19 protein-coding genes are annotated in these 17,232 nt (G+C 32.3%); 3 read left to right on the top strand and 16 right to left on the bottom strand.

What is annotated here, in order from left to right:
- Nucleotides 1–228: 228 nt before the first annotated feature.
- Both CLMAG_RS04455 and CLMAG_RS04450 read right to left on the bottom strand, forming a co-directional pair.
- Nucleotides 229–420 (bottom strand): asparagine synthase, encoded by a 192-nt coding sequence (locus CLMAG_RS04455; protein ID WP_066618435.1) that lies wholly within the window; start codon nucleotides 418–420, stop codon nucleotides 229–231.
- A gap of 165 nt (nucleotides 421–585) precedes the next feature.
- Nucleotides 586–1,932, bottom strand: coding sequence for an MFS transporter (locus CLMAG_RS04450; RefSeq protein ID WP_066618433.1), 1,347 nt, complete (start codon nucleotides 1,930–1,932; stop codon nucleotides 586–588).
- 254 nt (nucleotides 1,933–2,186) lie between these two features.
- Between CLMAG_RS04450 and CLMAG_RS04445 the strand changes: the two genes are divergently transcribed.
- A complete protein-coding gene (locus CLMAG_RS04445) occupies nucleotides 2,187–2,723 on the top strand; it encodes a hypothetical protein (RefSeq protein ID WP_066618431.1) in 537 nt (178 codons plus the stop codon).
- A 147-nt stretch (nucleotides 2,724–2,870) separates the two neighbouring features.
- On the opposite strand, the gene CLMAG_RS04440 is transcribed toward CLMAG_RS04445, so the two are convergent.
- Nucleotides 2,871–3,464, bottom strand: coding sequence for a helix-hairpin-helix domain-containing protein (locus tag CLMAG_RS04440; RefSeq protein WP_066618429.1), 594 nt, complete (start codon nucleotides 3,462–3,464; stop codon nucleotides 2,871–2,873).
- A 124-nt stretch (nucleotides 3,465–3,588) separates the two neighbouring features.
- On the opposite strand from CLMAG_RS04440, the gene CLMAG_RS04435 reads away from it, so the two are divergent.
- Nucleotides 3,589–4,818: a D-alanyl-D-alanine carboxypeptidase family protein gene (locus CLMAG_RS04435; RefSeq protein ID WP_066618420.1), complete on the top strand. Its 1,230-nt coding sequence runs from the start codon at nucleotides 3,589–3,591 to the stop codon at nucleotides 4,816–4,818.
- Nucleotides 4,819–4,909: 91 nt separating this feature from the next.
- On the opposite strand, the gene CLMAG_RS04430 is transcribed toward CLMAG_RS04435, so the two are convergent.
- The 12 genes from CLMAG_RS04430 to CLMAG_RS04375 all read right to left on the bottom strand — a co-directional run bounded on the left by CLMAG_RS04430 (nucleotide 4,910) and on the right by CLMAG_RS04375 (nucleotide 14,602).
- A complete protein-coding gene (locus CLMAG_RS04430) occupies nucleotides 4,910–5,815 on the bottom strand; it encodes an RluA family pseudouridine synthase (RefSeq protein ID WP_066618417.1) in 906 nt (301 codons plus the stop codon).
- Between the two features lie 65 nt (nucleotides 5,816–5,880).
- On the bottom strand, nucleotides 5,881–6,261 hold the full coding sequence (locus CLMAG_RS04425; RefSeq protein ID WP_066618414.1) for a RidA family protein: 381 nt from the start codon (nucleotides 6,259–6,261) through the stop codon (nucleotides 5,881–5,883).
- A gap of 150 nt (nucleotides 6,262–6,411) precedes the next feature.
- Nucleotides 6,412–6,984: a bis(5'-nucleosyl)-tetraphosphatase (symmetrical) YqeK gene (gene yqeK / locus CLMAG_RS04420; RefSeq protein ID WP_066618411.1), complete on the bottom strand. Its 573-nt coding sequence runs from the start codon at nucleotides 6,982–6,984 to the stop codon at nucleotides 6,412–6,414.
- Nucleotides 6,985–7,014: 30 nt separating this feature from the next.
- Nucleotides 7,015–7,620: a nicotinate-nucleotide adenylyltransferase gene (nadD, locus tag CLMAG_RS04415; protein WP_066618409.1), complete on the bottom strand. Its 606-nt coding sequence runs from the start codon at nucleotides 7,618–7,620 to the stop codon at nucleotides 7,015–7,017.
- Between the two features lie 98 nt (nucleotides 7,621–7,718).
- Nucleotides 7,719–8,012, bottom strand: coding sequence for a ribosome assembly RNA-binding protein YhbY (gene yhbY, locus CLMAG_RS04410; protein WP_066618408.1), 294 nt, complete (start codon nucleotides 8,010–8,012; stop codon nucleotides 7,719–7,721).
- A gap of 16 nt (nucleotides 8,013–8,028) precedes the next feature.
- Nucleotides 8,029–9,303, bottom strand: coding sequence for a GTPase ObgE (gene obgE, locus CLMAG_RS04405; RefSeq protein ID WP_066618405.1), 1,275 nt, complete (start codon nucleotides 9,301–9,303; stop codon nucleotides 8,029–8,031).
- A 162-nt stretch (nucleotides 9,304–9,465) separates the two neighbouring features.
- Nucleotides 9,466–9,768, bottom strand: coding sequence for a 50S ribosomal protein L27 (rpmA, locus tag CLMAG_RS04400; protein ID WP_066618404.1), 303 nt, complete (start codon nucleotides 9,766–9,768; stop codon nucleotides 9,466–9,468).
- 6 nt (nucleotides 9,769–9,774) lie between these two features.
- Nucleotides 9,775–10,101, bottom strand: a complete 327-nt coding sequence (locus CLMAG_RS04395) for a ribosomal-processing cysteine protease Prp (protein ID WP_066618403.1) — start codon at nucleotides 10,099–10,101, stop codon at nucleotides 9,775–9,777.
- 2 nt (nucleotides 10,102–10,103) lie between these two features.
- Nucleotides 10,104–10,418 (bottom strand): 50S ribosomal protein L21, encoded by a 315-nt coding sequence (gene rplU / locus CLMAG_RS04390; RefSeq protein WP_066618402.1) that lies wholly within the window; start codon nucleotides 10,416–10,418, stop codon nucleotides 10,104–10,106.
- Nucleotides 10,419–10,555: 137 nt separating this feature from the next.
- Nucleotides 10,556–11,995 carry an Rne/Rng family ribonuclease gene (locus CLMAG_RS04385; protein ID WP_066618395.1) on the bottom strand — a complete coding sequence of 480 codons (1,440 nt, stop codon included), beginning with the start codon at nucleotides 11,993–11,995 and terminating at the stop codon, nucleotides 10,556–10,558.
- A 62-nt stretch (nucleotides 11,996–12,057) separates the two neighbouring features.
- The gene (locus CLMAG_RS04380) at nucleotides 12,058–12,771 is read right to left on the bottom strand and encodes a TIGR03936 family radical SAM-associated protein (protein WP_066618386.1); all 714 of its coding nucleotides are present in this window, start codon (nucleotides 12,769–12,771) and stop codon (nucleotides 12,058–12,060) included.
- The gene (locus CLMAG_RS04375; RefSeq protein ID WP_066618381.1) at nucleotides 12,740–14,602 is read right to left on the bottom strand and encodes a TIGR03960 family B12-binding radical SAM protein; all 1,863 of its coding nucleotides are present in this window, start codon (nucleotides 14,600–14,602) and stop codon (nucleotides 12,740–12,742) included. Before CLMAG_RS04375 ends, CLMAG_RS04380 begins: the two co-directional genes overlap by 32 nt.
- Nucleotides 14,603–14,975: 373 nt before the next feature.
- Between CLMAG_RS04375 and CLMAG_RS04370 the strand changes: the two genes are divergently transcribed.
- Complete coding sequence (locus tag CLMAG_RS04370) at nucleotides 14,976–16,304, top strand: IS701 family transposase (protein ID WP_082831782.1); 1,329 nt, start codon at nucleotides 14,976–14,978, stop codon at nucleotides 16,302–16,304.
- A 56-nt stretch (nucleotides 16,305–16,360) separates the two neighbouring features.
- Here the strand turns inward: CLMAG_RS04370 and CLMAG_RS04365 are convergent, their stop codons facing one another.
- Nucleotides 16,361–17,215, bottom strand: a complete 855-nt coding sequence (locus tag CLMAG_RS04365) for a M50 family metallopeptidase (protein WP_066618380.1) — start codon at nucleotides 17,213–17,215, stop codon at nucleotides 16,361–16,363.
- Nucleotides 17,216–17,232 lie beyond the last annotated feature (17 nt).

The following is a 17,232-nucleotide window of genomic DNA, read 5'->3' as shown; positions in this document are numbered from 1 at the left end:
TATTATTGATATACACTAACTGCTTTTCTTTACTTCCAAGTTATATGAAGCGTAAACTTGAATCAGATGGGGTTTCGTCTACGACCCGGGGCTTTGCCCGTTAAATGTCATTTAGACATTTAACCCCCACCTGATTCTTAGTTGAACGAATCCAAGGACATAGCCGCTCGTAACGTACACTTTGAAAAAGATGGGAGTATTAGAGCGGGTAGTCATCGGATAAATTAGTTATCTATGTTCTACTAAATCTATGGCACCTAACACTATATGAGCTAATCCAAAACCTACCAAACCAGTCTCAATCATTGGCATTATTTCTCTCTTCTTCATTCCTCTTTTCTTTATATCCATTGCTCGCATAGCTACAGCTCCAGCTGTTACTACCGCTCCTAGAGCTGTTGGAATAACTCCTTCTCTCATGAAAATCCCTCCTTAAATATTGGATACACTACTATTTTCTCTTATAGCAAGACCATTTATTCAATTCTATATAATAAAAAGATTTTTAACAATTTTTTCAGAATAACTTAAAGTCTTTATACATCTTATATCAGTGGATTAACTAGTATGTTTTAAAATACCTAGTTACAGTTCAGATATGTTGATTTCATCGAGAGTCAATCCTTTAGTTTCAATTCCTAATAGAGCAATCACCACTGCTACCACTGCAAACACTAAAGTGAGCATAACAAATACGTAAGTGAATCCAGCCTCTTTACCCTTAATTCCATACACTAATCCAACTATATAAGGAGCGGCAATGGCACCAATGCGGCCTACTGCTGCTGCCCAACCGACTCCGCTGCCCCTAGCCCTTGTAGGATAAACTTCCGGTGTATAAGCATACACTGCACCCCATGCTCCCAAGCTGAAAAAGTAAAGTAGGCAACCAAAAACAAGTACAGTAGTTACAGATGTCGCTTGACCAAATAGATATGACGATAAGGCAGTGCCTGCTAAGTAAACTACTAAAACTACTTTGCGACCAACTCTCTCTATCAGATAGGCAGAACTATAGTATCCAGGTAGCTGAGCAATGCTCATAATTAATGTGAATTCGAACCCCCTTACTAAACTGAACCCTTTGCCGACGAGGAGAGTAGGTATCCACAAAACAAATCCATAATAGCCAAAATTAATACCTAACCATAGAATCCATAACACAAGAGTGCGCCTAAGGTACACTTTTGACCATAAATCTGAAAGCTTGATGCTACTTATCTTCTCCTCCTTCAACTGATTAACTACAGATACTTTATTGCTTTTTACTCCGGCCTGCTGTTCCATTTTACTTACAATTTCATCCGCTTCCTGATAACGGCCTTTTTGCTCCAAATATCGTGGAGACTCCGGAATATTTTTTCTGAGATAGGCGGCATATAATGCTGGTACTCCTCCTAAGAAGAATCCAATACGCCAGCCATAAACAGGAATTAAGAGATAAGCGATTAAAGCAGCAAGAATCCATCCCCAAGCCCAGAAACTCTCTAGCAAAACAACCATCCGACCTCGAGCCTTAGCAGGTGAGAATTCACTAATCAAAGTAGATGCTGCTGGTAGCTCCCCACCTAAGCCTAACCCTGTTAAAAATCGGAACAACAATAACAAGCTAAAGTTAGGAGCAATTCCAGACACAGCACTGGCTGACCCATATAACACAAGAGTAAAGGTAATAACTGTTCTTCTACCCCATCTGTCAGCAGCCATCCCGGCAACAGCGGCTCCAATAGCCATTCCTACCGCCGAAGCACTTCCTAACAGGCCTAAATCAGCGGGAGTAAGCTTCCACTCTTTTCCGATTGCAGCCATTACACCAGCAACCATCCCTTGATCCATAGCATCAAAGAGCCATCCAATTCCTGTTAAAAACAGAACTCTCCAAAGCATAGGTGTAACAGGCAATCTTTCAATCCTTTGAGAAATACTACTCATTTAACTCATCCTACCTTCTGTCTTAATTTATTCCTTTCCTAAATTTTCCCCACCTAATAGCTTTTTATGCCCTTCGTTGGATATTAATGAAGATAAAAAAACATTACTGTAAAAAAGCTGTGTATTAGGACGACAAGCACTCTCTCTAACGTGAGAAAATATATCTAGAGCTTAAAAAATTTAATATAATTTATGTAAAAAAAAGGAAATTATCACATACACGTAGAATATAAGCTTTATAGGGGGTGATTTACATGGCGAGTATGCCATCTTATAGTCAACGAGTTTCAATGGAGTTAAAACAAGATTTAACGAATCTTCAGAAAAAATATGGAGGACAACCCAATGATTTTCTTCAACACCTGGTAGATCTTTATAAACGGGAGTTAAACGGTGAGTTTAACAATATTACGCTCAATGAGGCAGCACTTACAGCCTCTAAGCAGCTTACTGAAATTAGTACATCTGCCCATGACCTATATATGCAGCTAGTTAGAAATTCCGATATCAATTTGGAGTTAACAGAGCTTCGAGGAAAACTTTCTAAAGCCGAAGCCCGAGTACAGGACCTCGAGCAGAAACTAGTAGATAAGGATTCTATAATAGCTTCTATAAAAAAAGAGCACACAGAAAAGCATGACCAGGTTTGTAAAGAATTTGCACAAGCATTAGATAACTTAGAAGATGCTTACAAGAAAGCTGTTGAAGCCAGTGTGCTACCTGATGAGAACAGTATCTTTGGCTTTTTTAAGCGCAAACACAAAAAAGAAACAGCAAACAATCCAGGGTAGAGAGGATATCTCCTCCCTGGCTTTATCATAAATAAAAACCTTGAAAGAATTACGTAAATCCTCTCAAGGCTTAAAATCACTATGGTGGGAATATGCGGCAAATTAATTTTCCATATTATGAGTTACAATGACTATAAATCTAAATTTTTATCTTACATCTATTTTATCTTTCATTTTTTCTAAGGTTTTGTCCCCTATCCCGCCTAATTTTTTCAAATCTTCAATTGCAGAAAATGAGCCACTTTTTTCTCTATAGTCAATTATTTTCTGAGCTGTAACATCTCCTATGCCAGGCACAGTTTTTAACTCTTCTTTTGAAGCAGCATTTATATTTATTTTGCCATCCTGTCCTACGCCATTACTTTTAGAGCCTTGAGGTGCAGCGACTCCACTTTGCCCCTCAACTTTCTTGTCTACATATATATAATCCTCATCTTTTAGTTTTTTTGCCAGGTTTAACTTATATTTATCTGCACTTTCTGTAAATCCCCCTGCCATCTTAACTAAATCCTCCACTCTACTTTCCTCTTTAACTTTGTAGACTCCTGGCGTTTTAACTTCTCCATTAATATATGTTGTTATATCTTTACTTTCTTTACTTTCTATTGCTGGAATTTCATTGAATACTTCTTTGCTATCTACAGGTTCAGATGGCTTTGATATAAAGTACCCCACTAATAGAAACACAGAAAATATAATTAGGATTACCATAGATCCTATAAGTCTTTTTTTATTCCTCATTTTTACCTCCAGTAAAATTATTTTCTACCCATAACTTAAATTATTGACAGCTTTACTAAAATGCTGTCGCATAAATAAATTTTTTTTGGTATAATAAAGATTAGTAACTTTTTAGGAGGCAAGAATGAGAAAAATAATAATGTTCTTAATATCGTTTACAATTATTTTTTTAAATATTACATATAAAGCTTATGCCAAAGAAGACCCCCCTGTTGTATCTGCAGATAGCGTTGTTCTAATGGATGCAACAACTGGTGAAATTTTATACTCGAAAAATCCAGATACAGCATATCCACCAGCTTCTACTACAAAACTTATGACAGCACTGTTAGCTTTAGAAAAGTGTAAATTAGATGACGTAGTAACAATAGGTAAGAATCCACCGATAGTTGATGGAAGTAAAATATACTTATTTGAGGGTGAACAAATAAAAGTTAGAGAATTACTATATGGTTTATTGCTTGTTTCTGGTAATGATTGTGCAGAAGCACTAGCTGAACACATAAGTGGTTCTATAGATAAATTTGCTATTGAAATGAATAAAAGGGCTCTAGAGCTTGGAGCAAAAAACACTAATTTCATAAATCCAAGTGGTTTATTCAACGATAAACATAAAACCTCTGCTAGAGATTTAGCTCTTATAATGAAGGAGTTATCCCAAAACCCTGAGTATACAAAAATTGCTACTACTAGTTTTTATAAAATTCCCCCTACAAATAAGTCTACTGCGGAAAGACCTTTGTGGAATGAAAATAAATTAATCCAAAAATCATCCAAACTTTATTATGAAGGATGTGAGGGTGGTAAAACAGGATACACTGTTCAATCTGACCATTCATATGTATCTACAGCTACAAAAAATGGTCAAAAACTTATTGTGGCATTAGTACATGATAAAAATAAAACCTTTTTTCCAGATGCTGCAGCATTGTTTAATTATGGTTTTAACAATTTTCAGCTTATGCATTTATTTTCTAAAGGAGATTTGGTTACAACCTATACAAATAGCGATTTAAATATTCCTTTACTAGCTGCTTCCGATTTTTATTACGTTAAAGAAAAAGACAGTGGCAATATAGTTTCTAAATGCACTCTAAATGATGAGAATCTATCAGCTAAATTTTTTAAGACTGGCGATGTAATTGCGGATGCAAATATCAATTTAAATAACAAAACAATAGGCACATTGAAATTGATGAGCGGAAGTAACCATGAATTAAAACAGGCTATACAATCAAATCTTTTTGAGAATATTGATTTCAGGATTGAATACTTAATTCCGCTTATTGCTACTATCTTTGTTGTTCTAGTATTTCTTCTTAAAAAATTCAACTTTTGGAGTAGAGACTTATAAGATGAAGTGGTAACTTAGACCAGATTACAATATACTAGCATGTATTTACTGAATAAAAAAGAGTTGATGACTTTATATAAAATTGCAGTCATCAACTCTCATTAATTTTTTGTATCAATTCTATAATATCTTTAGGTAACCCTACTTCTAATTCTATATCCTTACCGGTTCTTGGATGAGGAAATTTAAGTCTATAAGCATGCAATGCCTGTCGTGATATATATTCTTTGTCATCCTCTATGCCATATAGTACGTCGCCATATAATGGATGACCCAAATGAGTTAGATGTACTCTTATTTGGTGAGTCCTTCCTGTTTCAAGAGTAAGCTTTACCAAATCACTATTTTTGAATCTTTCCATAACTTCGAAATGTGTTACACTATCCTGTCCTCTTTCATCAACTGCCCTCTTTATACTGTCATCACTGGGTCTATAAATTGGAAGATTAATTGTACCTTTTGTCTCTGACATATTGCCATGAACAACAGCTAAATAACTTTTTTCAAAAGTATCCTTTACCATATCTCTAGCTAATGCCATATGTGAAAACTGATTTTTAGCTATTATAATAAGACCAGACGTATCCATATCCAATCTACTTACAAGTCTAACTATGCAATTTTCCCCTTTTTCTCTAAAATAATATATAAGACCATTTGCTAAAGTTCCTGATTGGTAACTTTTTGTTGGATGCACAACCATTCCTGGCCTTTTATTAACAACTATTATATCACTATCTTCATAGATCACATCTACATCCATTTTTTCTGGTTCTATATTTTGACTTTCTTCTTTTATTAAATCAAAAGCTACTTCATCATTAGTCTTAAGTACATAATTAAGTTTAGCTCTGTTTCCGTTAACAGTTATTCTTCCCGCTAAAGCTGCTCCCTTAATAAGTCTTCCTGATAATTTCTGTACAGCTCTTAAATATTCTCTTAGCTTCATTTTCTCTTCACTAGCTTCTATTTTAAAAATAAGCTTATTTTCTTTCATAATACGCTCCTTACTAATCATAGGGAGTGAACTGTTAAAGTCCACTCCCTATCAGTTATGTATAATTACTCAGCTAAAGCTATCACTTCTATTTCAACAAAAGCATCCTTTGGTAAAACCACTTGCACACATGATCTTGCAGGCATATCTTTTTCAAAATACTTTGCATATATCTCGTTAACAGCAGCAAAATCACCCATGTTCTTTACAAATACAGTTGTTTTTACAACTTTATCAAGAGATGTACCAGCTTCTTCAAGTATTGCTTTTACATTTTCTAAAGCTCTCTCAGTAGCCTTCTTAACATCTCCTCCAACTAATTCCCCAGTTGTTGGATCTAATGGAATTTGACCTGATGTAAATATTAAATTACCAACCTTAACTGCTTGTGAATAAGGTCCTACTGCTCCCGGTGCTTTTGTTGTACTTATTATTTGCTTTTCCATAATATCTAGCCCTCCTAAAATTCAAACAGTAATACTTTTACTGTTTTTATACTGATTCTATCCAAACAATACTATTATATCAAACTTTTCGTTTTATGTAGAATAACTTGTATATATTTTTATATTAAGCCAACATTCATTAATTTGTCCCTACTTGTGACCTTTACATAGAAGGTAATTCCTAGCCTCAATTGTATCTAAGTGCAATAACTGCCCTCTATCAATGACAAACTTAATAGTATTATCAAAAGATTTTAGCAGCGCCAAATCCAAATCTTTATAAGCTAAACTTCTTAAACTCTCTACTCCTGGAAAAGTTCTGTTAGGTTCTATATAGTCTGCTATGTAGACGATTTTTTCTAGCAAACTCATATCTTTTCTCCCTGTAGTATGATAAGCTACAGAATTTAATAAATCCTTATCCTCTATTTCCATAGTTTCCTTTGCAATTATAGCTCCTACTGGTCCATGAAGTAGTTGAGGACTTTCCTTACATATTTCATTAATATGTACATTATGCTCTTTTGATATTTTAATAAGCTGATCGTCACTCATATTTTTAGCACAATCATGCACAAGTGCTGCAATTTTTGCTTTTTCTAAATCATCATGATATATTTCAGCCAGCTTAATCGCTGATTCTTTTACACCTAAAACGTGTTCATATCGTTTTGCTTTAAGATTTGCTTTTAGGTATTCTTTTATTTGCTCTTCACTCCACATCCCTATCACTCCAAAATAATATAAAATATTTTAATATTTATAAAGATTAAGTTGTTTAATTATATTATAAACACTTTCAGGCAAAAGATAACTTACATTTTTCCCTTCCCTTACAGTATTCCTTATATTAGTTGAAGATATATCTAACAATGGTATATCTAAAAATATAATTTCACCATTGTACTTTTTTTCCACTTTACTTTTTTGCTCTTCTATATTTTCTATGTTATATCCTGGTCTATTGAATACAACCATCTTGCACAATTGAAAAATTTTATCAGCATTTTTCCAACTTTCAATATCCATAAGACAATCAGCGCCAGTTAAAAAATGCCATTCAGTATCTTTTTCAAGATCATTAAAATGTTGTAAGGTTTGATAAGTATAACTTAAGTTAATCTTATTTATTTCATAACTACTTATGTCAAAGGATTTTTCCTCTCTAGTAACTGCTTTTACCATCTCATATCTAAAAGAAGCATTTGTTATTTTCTTTCCTAGTTTATGAGGTGGATTTCCTGATGGCATAAAAATAATCTTATTAAGATTAAATTTATACAATGCCTCATAGGCTATATGTAAATGGCCGTTATGTATAGGATCAAAGGTACCACCAAAAATAGCTTTTTTAATCATATAACTACCTTCTCCATCAATTTTAATCTTTCAATATAAACATCAAACTTAGGAATTTAATTTATACATCTATGATGTATAAATTAAATTCCTAAGTTCTATCTAGGGATTTCTATTTTAGGATTCTTTTTTGATTTTCTATAAAGTACAATCTTATTTCCTATAGCCTGAACTCCCTCACAACCTAATTCTTCACAAATTATGTCTGAGGCTTCTCTTGCACCATAATCGCTATTTCCTAATACTGATATCTTTATTATTTCTCTTGCTTCTAAAGCATCATCTACTTGTTTTAAAAAGTTTTCCTCTATTCCACCTTTACCTACTTGAAATATTGGACTCATTGTATTTGCAAGAGACCTTAAATAACTTCTCTGTTTACTTGTAATCATCTAGTTTACCTCCAAATTATAATAAGTACTCAAATTCAAAATCTTTAAGCCTTACCATATCTCCATCTTCAATTCCTAAATCTCTAAGTTCCTGTAATATTCCTTTATTTTTTAATACTTTATGGAAATATCTTAGAGCATCTGGATCATTTATGTTTACACTTGCCAATAATCTATCTACGAAACTTCCTTCAACAACATATACACCATCTTCTTTTCTTATGCTGTAAGTAAATTTCTTTTCTTCTGGTACAAACTTATCTTCTTCGCTTATTTCAATATCAGTAACAGGAATTGTACTTAACAATCTAGCAGCTTCTTTCATTAATTCCTCTACCCCTTGATTTGTAGCTGCAGACATTTTTATTACTCTGTCATATCCAAGCTCTCCAACCTTTTTCTTAAAGTCTTCAAAGACTTGATCATCAAAAAGCATATCGCTTTTATTTGCTGCAATTATTTGAGGCCTATCCCAAAGCTTTATACTATATTTTTTTAGTTCTTCATTTATCTTTACAAAGTCCTCAAAAGGATCTCTTCCTTCTAATCCTGATATATCAACTACATGAATTAATACTCTTGTTCTTTCAATGTGTCTTAAGAACTGTATTCCCAGTCCTACACCTTCAGCAGCTCCTTCTATTATTCCCGGTATATCTGCCATTACAAAGCTTTGTATTCCAGGCACAGCTACTACACCAAGATTAGGCTTCAATGTTGTAAAATGATAGTTTGCAATTTTGGGTCTTGCTTTTGATACTACAGAAAGCAATGTAGATTTTCCTACATTAGGGAATCCTAATAATCCTACATCTGCAAGTACTTTAAGTTCTAATGATATAAATCTTTCTTCACCCGGCATACCAGGTTCTGCAAAATCAGGTGCCTGCCTAGTAGGTGTTGTAAATCTCACATTACCTCTTCCACCTCTTCCACCTTTTGCAACTACATACTTCTCTCCTGGATGCGACAAATCCACCATTATTTTATTAGTTTCCACATCTCTAACTACTGTACCCATAGGAACTTTTATATATAAAGTTTCTCCATTTTTACCAAAGCATTTTGATCCTGAACCATTACCGCCTCTTTCTGCCAGGTATTTTCTCTTATATGTGAAATCCAAAAGTGTAGTCAAATTAGGATCTGATACCAAAATGATGTCTCCACCATCTCCACCATCTCCACCATCTGGTCCACCGAAAGCTATGTATTTTTCTCTTCTAAAAGAAATAGATCCATCTCCTCCATCTCCAGATTTAATAAATATTTTGGCTGTATCTACGAACATAGTGTTTCACTCCTTTATTGTGCAATTAAAAATATATATGTAAACGCAATATATGCCGTTATTCTCAAACTTACTAAATATATTATTAACCAAATTCTATTTTTTAATATTACTTTTTTATTAAAGATTTTAAAAAAGCACCCTTTGTTAGGGTGCTTTTTACTATTCTGCTACTACTTGTTCAACATCAACAGGGTATACACTAGCTCTTTTCTTATCTTTTCCTACTCTTTCGTATTTAACAACTCCGTCAACTTTTGAGAAAAGAGTATCATCTGAGCCTCTACCTACGTTAACACCTGGATGTATTTTTGTTCCTCTTTGTCTAACTAATATGTTTCCAGCTAAAACAAATTGTCCATCAGCACATTTAGTTCCAAGTCTTTTAGATTCACTGTCTCTACCGTTTCTTGAGCTACCTACCCCTTTTTTATGAGCAAATAACTGAAGGTTCATAACTAGCATCGTATACTACACCTCCTCTACTTCTATCTTTATATATTCACCGTATCCTATTTCAATACTCTTTAAACCGAGTAACATAGTTTCCATAAGCACTTGACATTTTGCAATATCTTCATCTGGTAATTTTTCTAATGAAAAATTTAAAAAGCCATCATCTAAAGAATATGTAATTTTAAGTTTTAAAACTTCAAGTATACCTATTAGTATAGTCTGCGATATAGTCGAAATAGCACAGCATACCATATCGTAGCCTTCGTCTACTGACTCCGCATGACCTACCATTCTAATAGAAACTAGATCCCGATCTCTTTTATTGAATATTACATTAACCATAATTATGCGTTAATTTTTTCTATTTGGATCTTTGTGTATGCTTGTCTGTGTCCTTGTTTCTTTCTGTAGTCTTTCTTTCTCTTGTACTTGAAAACTATAACCTTCTTTTCTTTTCCTTGAGCAAGAACTTTAGCAGAAACCTTAGCTCCTTCAACTACAGGCTTTCCAACAACTAACTCTCCGTTATCCTTGCTTACTACAAGAACATTGTCTAGTTCGATTGTTGATTCAACTTCAGCGTTTAGTTTTTCAACGTATACTACGTCTCCTTCTGAAACTCTGTATTGCTTTCCTCCAGTAACTACAACTGCGTACATTAAAATACACCTCCTCTATACGGTCTCGCCATTAAAGGTACATAAAAAACTTAGAGTTTATTTATGATTTACAAAACCCTTTCTGTGCGGTCTACAAAAGCCATTTTATCACATGTGTTATTACTTGTAAAGTTATTTTACCCATAAATCTTTGATATCTGCAAATTTTCTATCTGATTCATAAAAATCAGAGCTTCTACCTTAAAATGTTCCTCTTTCTTATATGTAACATAAACTTTCTTATTTAAGGCATCTATATTTTTAACAAAACCTAATATATCACCTTTTATATCATTCTTATAGGATTCGTCTATTTCTATATGTATATCATTTATATCTCTTTGTTCATTAATTCTTAAAATTTCATTTCTTATAAGCATACATATATAAGAAAACTTTATCCTTTTTCCTTTTCCTAGACAAGTTCCACAATCCTCCTCAATATACTCATATATTGACTTACCAGATCTTCTTCTTGCTACTTGAACTAAGTTAAGTTCTGTAAAAGGATAAATTACAGTTTTATTCTTATCACCAATAAAACCTTCATTTAAGCACTCCATTATTTTTTGCCTATTTTCTTCACTATCCATATCTATAAAATCTATAACAATAATACCACTTAAATTTCTAAGTCTTATTTGTCTTACTATTTCTTCTGCTGCCTGATGATTAGTAATAAAGGCCGTTTTTTCTATAGAAGTACTTTTTACATTTTTTCCCGAGTTTACATCTACAACATACATTGCTTCAGTTTTATCAATAATAATATATCCTCCACAATTTAAACCAACCTTATTATTTCTAAGACTTAATAGTTCTCTTTCAATACCATAATAGCTAAAAATACTTCTTATTTCCTCATGAAGCTTTATACTTATCTTAGTATCAGTTATATCACCTGAAAACTCTTTTATGTAATCATAATCTTCTTGTGAATCCACATATATTTTACAGTTAACACCACTTATCTTATCCCTTAATACCCTTCCAAGTATTCCTCCAGCATTAAATAAAATACCCGATTTAACAGAAAAGTTAGCCTTATTACTTATATCATTATATATACCATATAGTTTATTTATTTCCTCATTAATAATCTCTACTGATACACCAGCAGCATTAGTTCTTATCATTACCCCTATATCTTTAGGCTTCTCTATATTCATACAAATGTATTCTTTCAAAGTCTTATCTTCTATTTTCTTTGAAAAACTCACATCTTTATTAAGATTCATTAATACACAATACCTACCTGGTATACTTATAGCATTAGTAACCTTGGCACCTTTGCTTCCTAAATCCTCTTTTATTACCTGTACTAATATTTCTTCACCTTTTTTTAGCTTCGTATTTTTAAATTTATTGTCAATATACATATATACATTTTTTTTATGGCCTATATCTATAAAAGCACACTTTATTCCTGGGACAATATTTTTCACAATGCCCTTATATATCTCACCAGGATATGGTTCACCGGTTTCTTCTTCTAAAAAACACTCCTTAAGTCTATCATTTTCTTTAATAGCAATTCTCAAGAGCTCTTTTTGTCTTTCAATAAATATTTCCTTCACAGTATCACCTCTTTTTTGAGTTAAGGATTAATAGAAAAAAAACCTTAACTCCTGATCTGCCTTTATATCATTTCTGCATACTTATAAAGTGGTACTAGCTTTTTCTTGACTTCAGCATACATTTCTTCTCTTTTTATATCAACAAAGGCATCCTTATTTGCTTCTCTTGTATTTTCTTGTATAAACTTTGCTAAAAGCTCTGCAGATAAATTTTCTCTACTACCACAGGATATAATGGTACGTATAGCTAAAATGTTGTCTACTATATTATAATCAAAGTCTTTCACCTGCGATCTTATATCTACTTCACCTTCTTTAGTCTTTGTCTTCTTAATAGTATTCCACTCTTTCAAGCTTAGCAATTTTTCTATATCTTCATTTAGAGAATCTACATTATTGTATTTTATCCTTATACGATATTTTGCAGCGTCAATTGCTGCCATGGATTTAAATACCTTTTTATTTTGCTCCTCTTTTATTTTTTTAGCCTCAAAGACTTTTACCCCTGCAGGTGCACTAGCATTTAACTTTTCCTTTATTACATTCTCATCTATCTCTTCTTCAAAACCAACATCCATATAATCACCAGAGGAGTATACACCTACTGCTAGTGGTTGAGCTAAAGATAAATTTATATGTGGATTAAAACCCTTAGAATATTGTATAGGAAGTCCTGATCTCCTAAGCATTCTCTGAATTGTTCTCATTAAATCTAAGTGAGCTACAAATTTTATGTTACCTTCCTTACTGAACTTTATTAAATAACGCACCTTCAAAACACTTCCCTTCTAAGTTAACATTTACTCCACAATTCTCACAACCTAACCTGCAATCCGGAGTTATTTCTGCTTTCTTTGCTCTTTCATTTTCTCCTATTAGGAACTTTTTGTTTATTCCCACATCTATAAAGTCCCATGGTAATACTTCATCATAGCTTCTGTCTCTATAGGAATAGAAATCTCCATCGATTCCACATTCTTTGAAGGCCTCCATCCATATGTCGAAGTTAAAATATTCTGACCAACCATCAAACTTAGCACCTTTTTGGAATGCCTTAATAAGCACATCACAAAGCCTTCTATCACCTCTAGCAAAAACAGCTTCTAAGTAACTTACTGGAGTTTCATGCCAATTATAACTGATATTCCTGCTCTTTATAGAGCTTCTTAAAGCTTTTATTTCTTCTCTTACATCATCCATTTTTATTTGTGGAATCCATTGGAATGGAGTAAATGGTTTAGGTACAAAAATAGATGTGCTCACTGTAACCTTTAACCCCTTTTTCCTTTTTTCCTTTGGAACAGCAAAATACTGATCTACAACCTTTTGAGCTAAATCCGCTATTCCTACTACATCTTCAATAGTTTCATAAGGAAGACCTATCATAAAGTATAGCTTAATAGTAGACCAACCTGATTCAAAGGCACTTCTTGCAGAATCTATTAAGTTTTCTTCTGTTACACCCTTGTTTATAATATCTCTCATTCTTTGAGTGCCTGCCTCTGGTGCAAAAGTCAGTCCAGTTTTTCTCACTTTCTGTATCTCATTTATTAAATCTACAGAGAATGAATCTATTCTAAGAGATGGCAGTGAAACTCCAACTTTGTCTTTTTCATGTTTTTCTATAAGCCTGTGTATTAGATTTTGTAAATCAGAATAGTCACATATACTTAAAGATGTCAGTGATAACTCTGAGTATCCCGTGCTTTTTATTAATTGCTCAGCCATTTCTAAGAGCTTATCTGTTTTCTTTTCTCTTACAGGTCTATATATAATGCCTGCCTGACAGAATCTACATCCTCTAGTACATCCTCTAAAAGTTTCTAATACTATTCTATCATGAACTATCTCACCATAAGGAACCAAGAACTTATCTATTGGATATGCTACATCATTAAAGTTTTTGATTATTCTTTTCTTAACCTTTGCTGGTACATCATCATATAAAGGCTTGAATTCTTTGATTGTTCCATCTTCATTGTATTCTACTTCATAAAGCGATGGCACATATATTCCTTCTATATGAGATAACTCTCTTAAGAACTCTTTTTTTTGACCCTTACCTTTATATTTTCCATAAAGATCCATAATTTCATTCATCTGTTCCTCACCTTCACCTATAGCAAAGAAGTCTGCTATATCATAAAGAGGTTCAGGATTATAGGCACAAGGACCTCCACACATAACTATAGGAGCATCTTCTCCTCTTTCAGATGCCCTAATAGGTATTCCAGCTAAATCTAGCATATTTAAAATATTTGTATAGCTCATTTCGTACTGAAGAGTAAATCCTACAAAGTCAAAATCTTTTATCGAATCCTTACTCTCTAAACCATATAGAGGTATGTTATTCTGTCTCATAAGACTTTCCATATCAGTCCATGGTGCGAAAACTCTCTCGCAGAAAGTATCTTCTCTTTCGTTTAAGACATGATAAAGGATTCTAGTACCTAAGTGTGACATGCCCACTTCATAAACATCTGGAAAACAAAATGCAAAACGAATATCTACTTTATCTGTATCCTTATTATAGGAATTAATTTCTCCACCTATATATCTTGTAGGTTTTTCTACTTTAAACAATATATCATCAGAAATTTTGTTCATTAAAAATCCTCCTCTTGTGTTTGTCATATTTTTTCCAATAACTAACTGCCACTAATCCCCTCGCTTTTACAAGCGCCGAGACAAGTGGCACTAAGTTCCTGGATTCGTTCAGCTAAAAAGCATATGGAGATTAAATACCTAAATGGTATTTAACGGGCAAAGCCCCGTAGTCGCAGACAAAACCCATATGCTTTAAGTTTCACTTCATATTCTAACACACTAAGTCAAAAATTAAAAATATAAATTCTTCCCTAAACTATAACACCACTTTACAAGTAATTTAAGTTACCAAAAAATACAACGTACCAAATACCTCTTAATTATCAATACTAATATTGAGCAAACCAGCACTGATTAGGAGGTATCTAGTACTATGATTAGTATTGACGAAAAATCAACAATTAAAACAATAGAAAATTATTTAAGTAAATATCGCTCCATCTTCAATAAGCGGAGCTTTCATATATTTATTTTACTTGTTACTGCTATGCTTTCAACTCAAGAAGTTCGTTCTATAAAATTTTTATATGACAATTTTATCAAAAAGTATTGGAATAAAGTTCTTAATAGCTTTTATTATTTTTTATCCTATACAAACTTCTCGATAGAGAGCTTAATGTTTGCAACAGTAAAAATAGCAATCTCACTTATTCCCGAAGAGCTTAAGTCTACTATAACTATATTCTTAATTATAGATGACACACTTCAAGCTAAATTTGGAGATAAGTTTGATTGTTACGGTAAGCTTTTTGACCATACAAAGCATGATGGCACCTCTTTCTTAAATGGACATTGCTTTGTATCATTGGTTATAAGCATCCCTATACTCTTTTGTGGTAAAATCAAATACCTTACATTGCCAGTTGGATATAAACTCTATGATAAGAGTGAAACCAAACTTGAAATAGCTGGTAAGATGATACAAAACATTATGCTGTTACTATTAGATTACCAAGTTATAGTGTTATGCGATAGTTGGTACACTAAAAGACCTTTTCTAAATATGTTCAGAAATTATACCAATCTTTCTATCATAGGGGCAGTCCGTTCTGATACCAGCATATATGATTTATGTCCAGAACCTACTGGAAAAAGAGGACGCCCAAGAAAGAAAGGTTTAAAACTTAATATTAGAGATTTTGACTACACTAAAGAGGATGACTACTATATTGCAACTAAAAAGGTTTTAACAAATTTGTTTAATGAACCTGTTATAGTAACAGTAACAACTACAGATGTAGATAAATTCTCATCTGTAAGAGTTTATATTTGCTCCATAGAGCCATCAGATATACAAATTTTTAAAAACTATACTGTAGATGAATGTAAAGCTGATAAAGAAAGACCAACTCTTATTCCATTTTTTGCATATAAATTCAGATGGAATATAGAAGTGTTTTTCTATCAACATAAATTCTTTTGGTCTTTTGGTAACTACATGGTACGAAATAAAAAGGCAATAGAAAATTATACTAATTTACTGGCTATCGCCTATAGCTTTGTAGTAATATTGCCTTTTATTCATAAGTCTTTTTCTAAATATAAATTTCAAAGTCCTCAAGAAATTAAAAATGCTATCTCTTACCAAATATCAAAAGAATTAATATTAAGCACTTTCGTGCAAAAGATACAAAAGAGCAATATTAATCAAGAAGCTTTAGAGGCAATTAATTCCTTAATATATTTAGATGAGGTTAGTTAATTTTCTTGTAAAGTGGTGTAAACTATAATTGACAATTAAATAAAATCAATTGTCAATTATTTAGATTTATCTTCAATTTTCATAAATTCCTCTATTGTTATATTACCATATAATTTAAGAGCATTAATTATTTCTTCTTCATAAATTATATCTATAACTCTCATTTCTTCATCTAAAATAGTAAATATATTGTATTTATTCTTGTCAAATAAACTCATTGCACATAATAAATCCTGTTTGTAATACACAGAGGTATTCCTATTATCAATATATCCCTTCTTCGTAAATTTATACTTTTTCCTTATAATATCTCCCATAATTATATATGATACCCTTTCATTTTCTTTTAGTGATGATATTATTATAAACAAACCTATTATTCCCAAATTAAAGTTAGTACTGCCTTTTAAAAACATAAAAACATATAAAAGCATAAGTAAAATCCCAATAATAATACTTAAAATCATCACAATTTTATTAGACTTCTTGTATGTGAATCTAAAGTTTAATAAATCCCTTAATATTCTTCCTCCATCTAAAGGAAATGCAGGTATTAAATTAAAAATTCCTATAGCTAAGTTTCCTGCAATCAACATATACAAATCGTTACTAGGAAAGTTTTTATATAAAAAATAAAAAATCACAGCTAAAGCTATGTTGCTCATAGGTCCTGATGCAGATATAATTAAATCTTCTTTTGGTGTAGCATCATCTAAATCCCTAAATTTCAACACAGCACCAACTACTATAAGTTCTATATCAAAACCTGAAAATCCGAAGTATCTAGCAGTAACATAGTGCATCATCTCATGCACTATTACAATAAGAAAAACATATAACAACTGTCCTTTGTATCCTATAATAATTAAAAATATTACATAAGGAATGAAATACTTACTTACCTTAATCACCAAACTACTCCTACTCA

Source organism: Clostridium magnum DSM 2767 (genome assembly GCF_001623875.1).
Lineage (GTDB): Bacteria > Bacillota > Clostridia > Clostridiales > Clostridiaceae > Clostridium_AM > Clostridium_AM magnum.
This window is presented reverse-complemented; position numbering and strand designations above follow the sequence as displayed.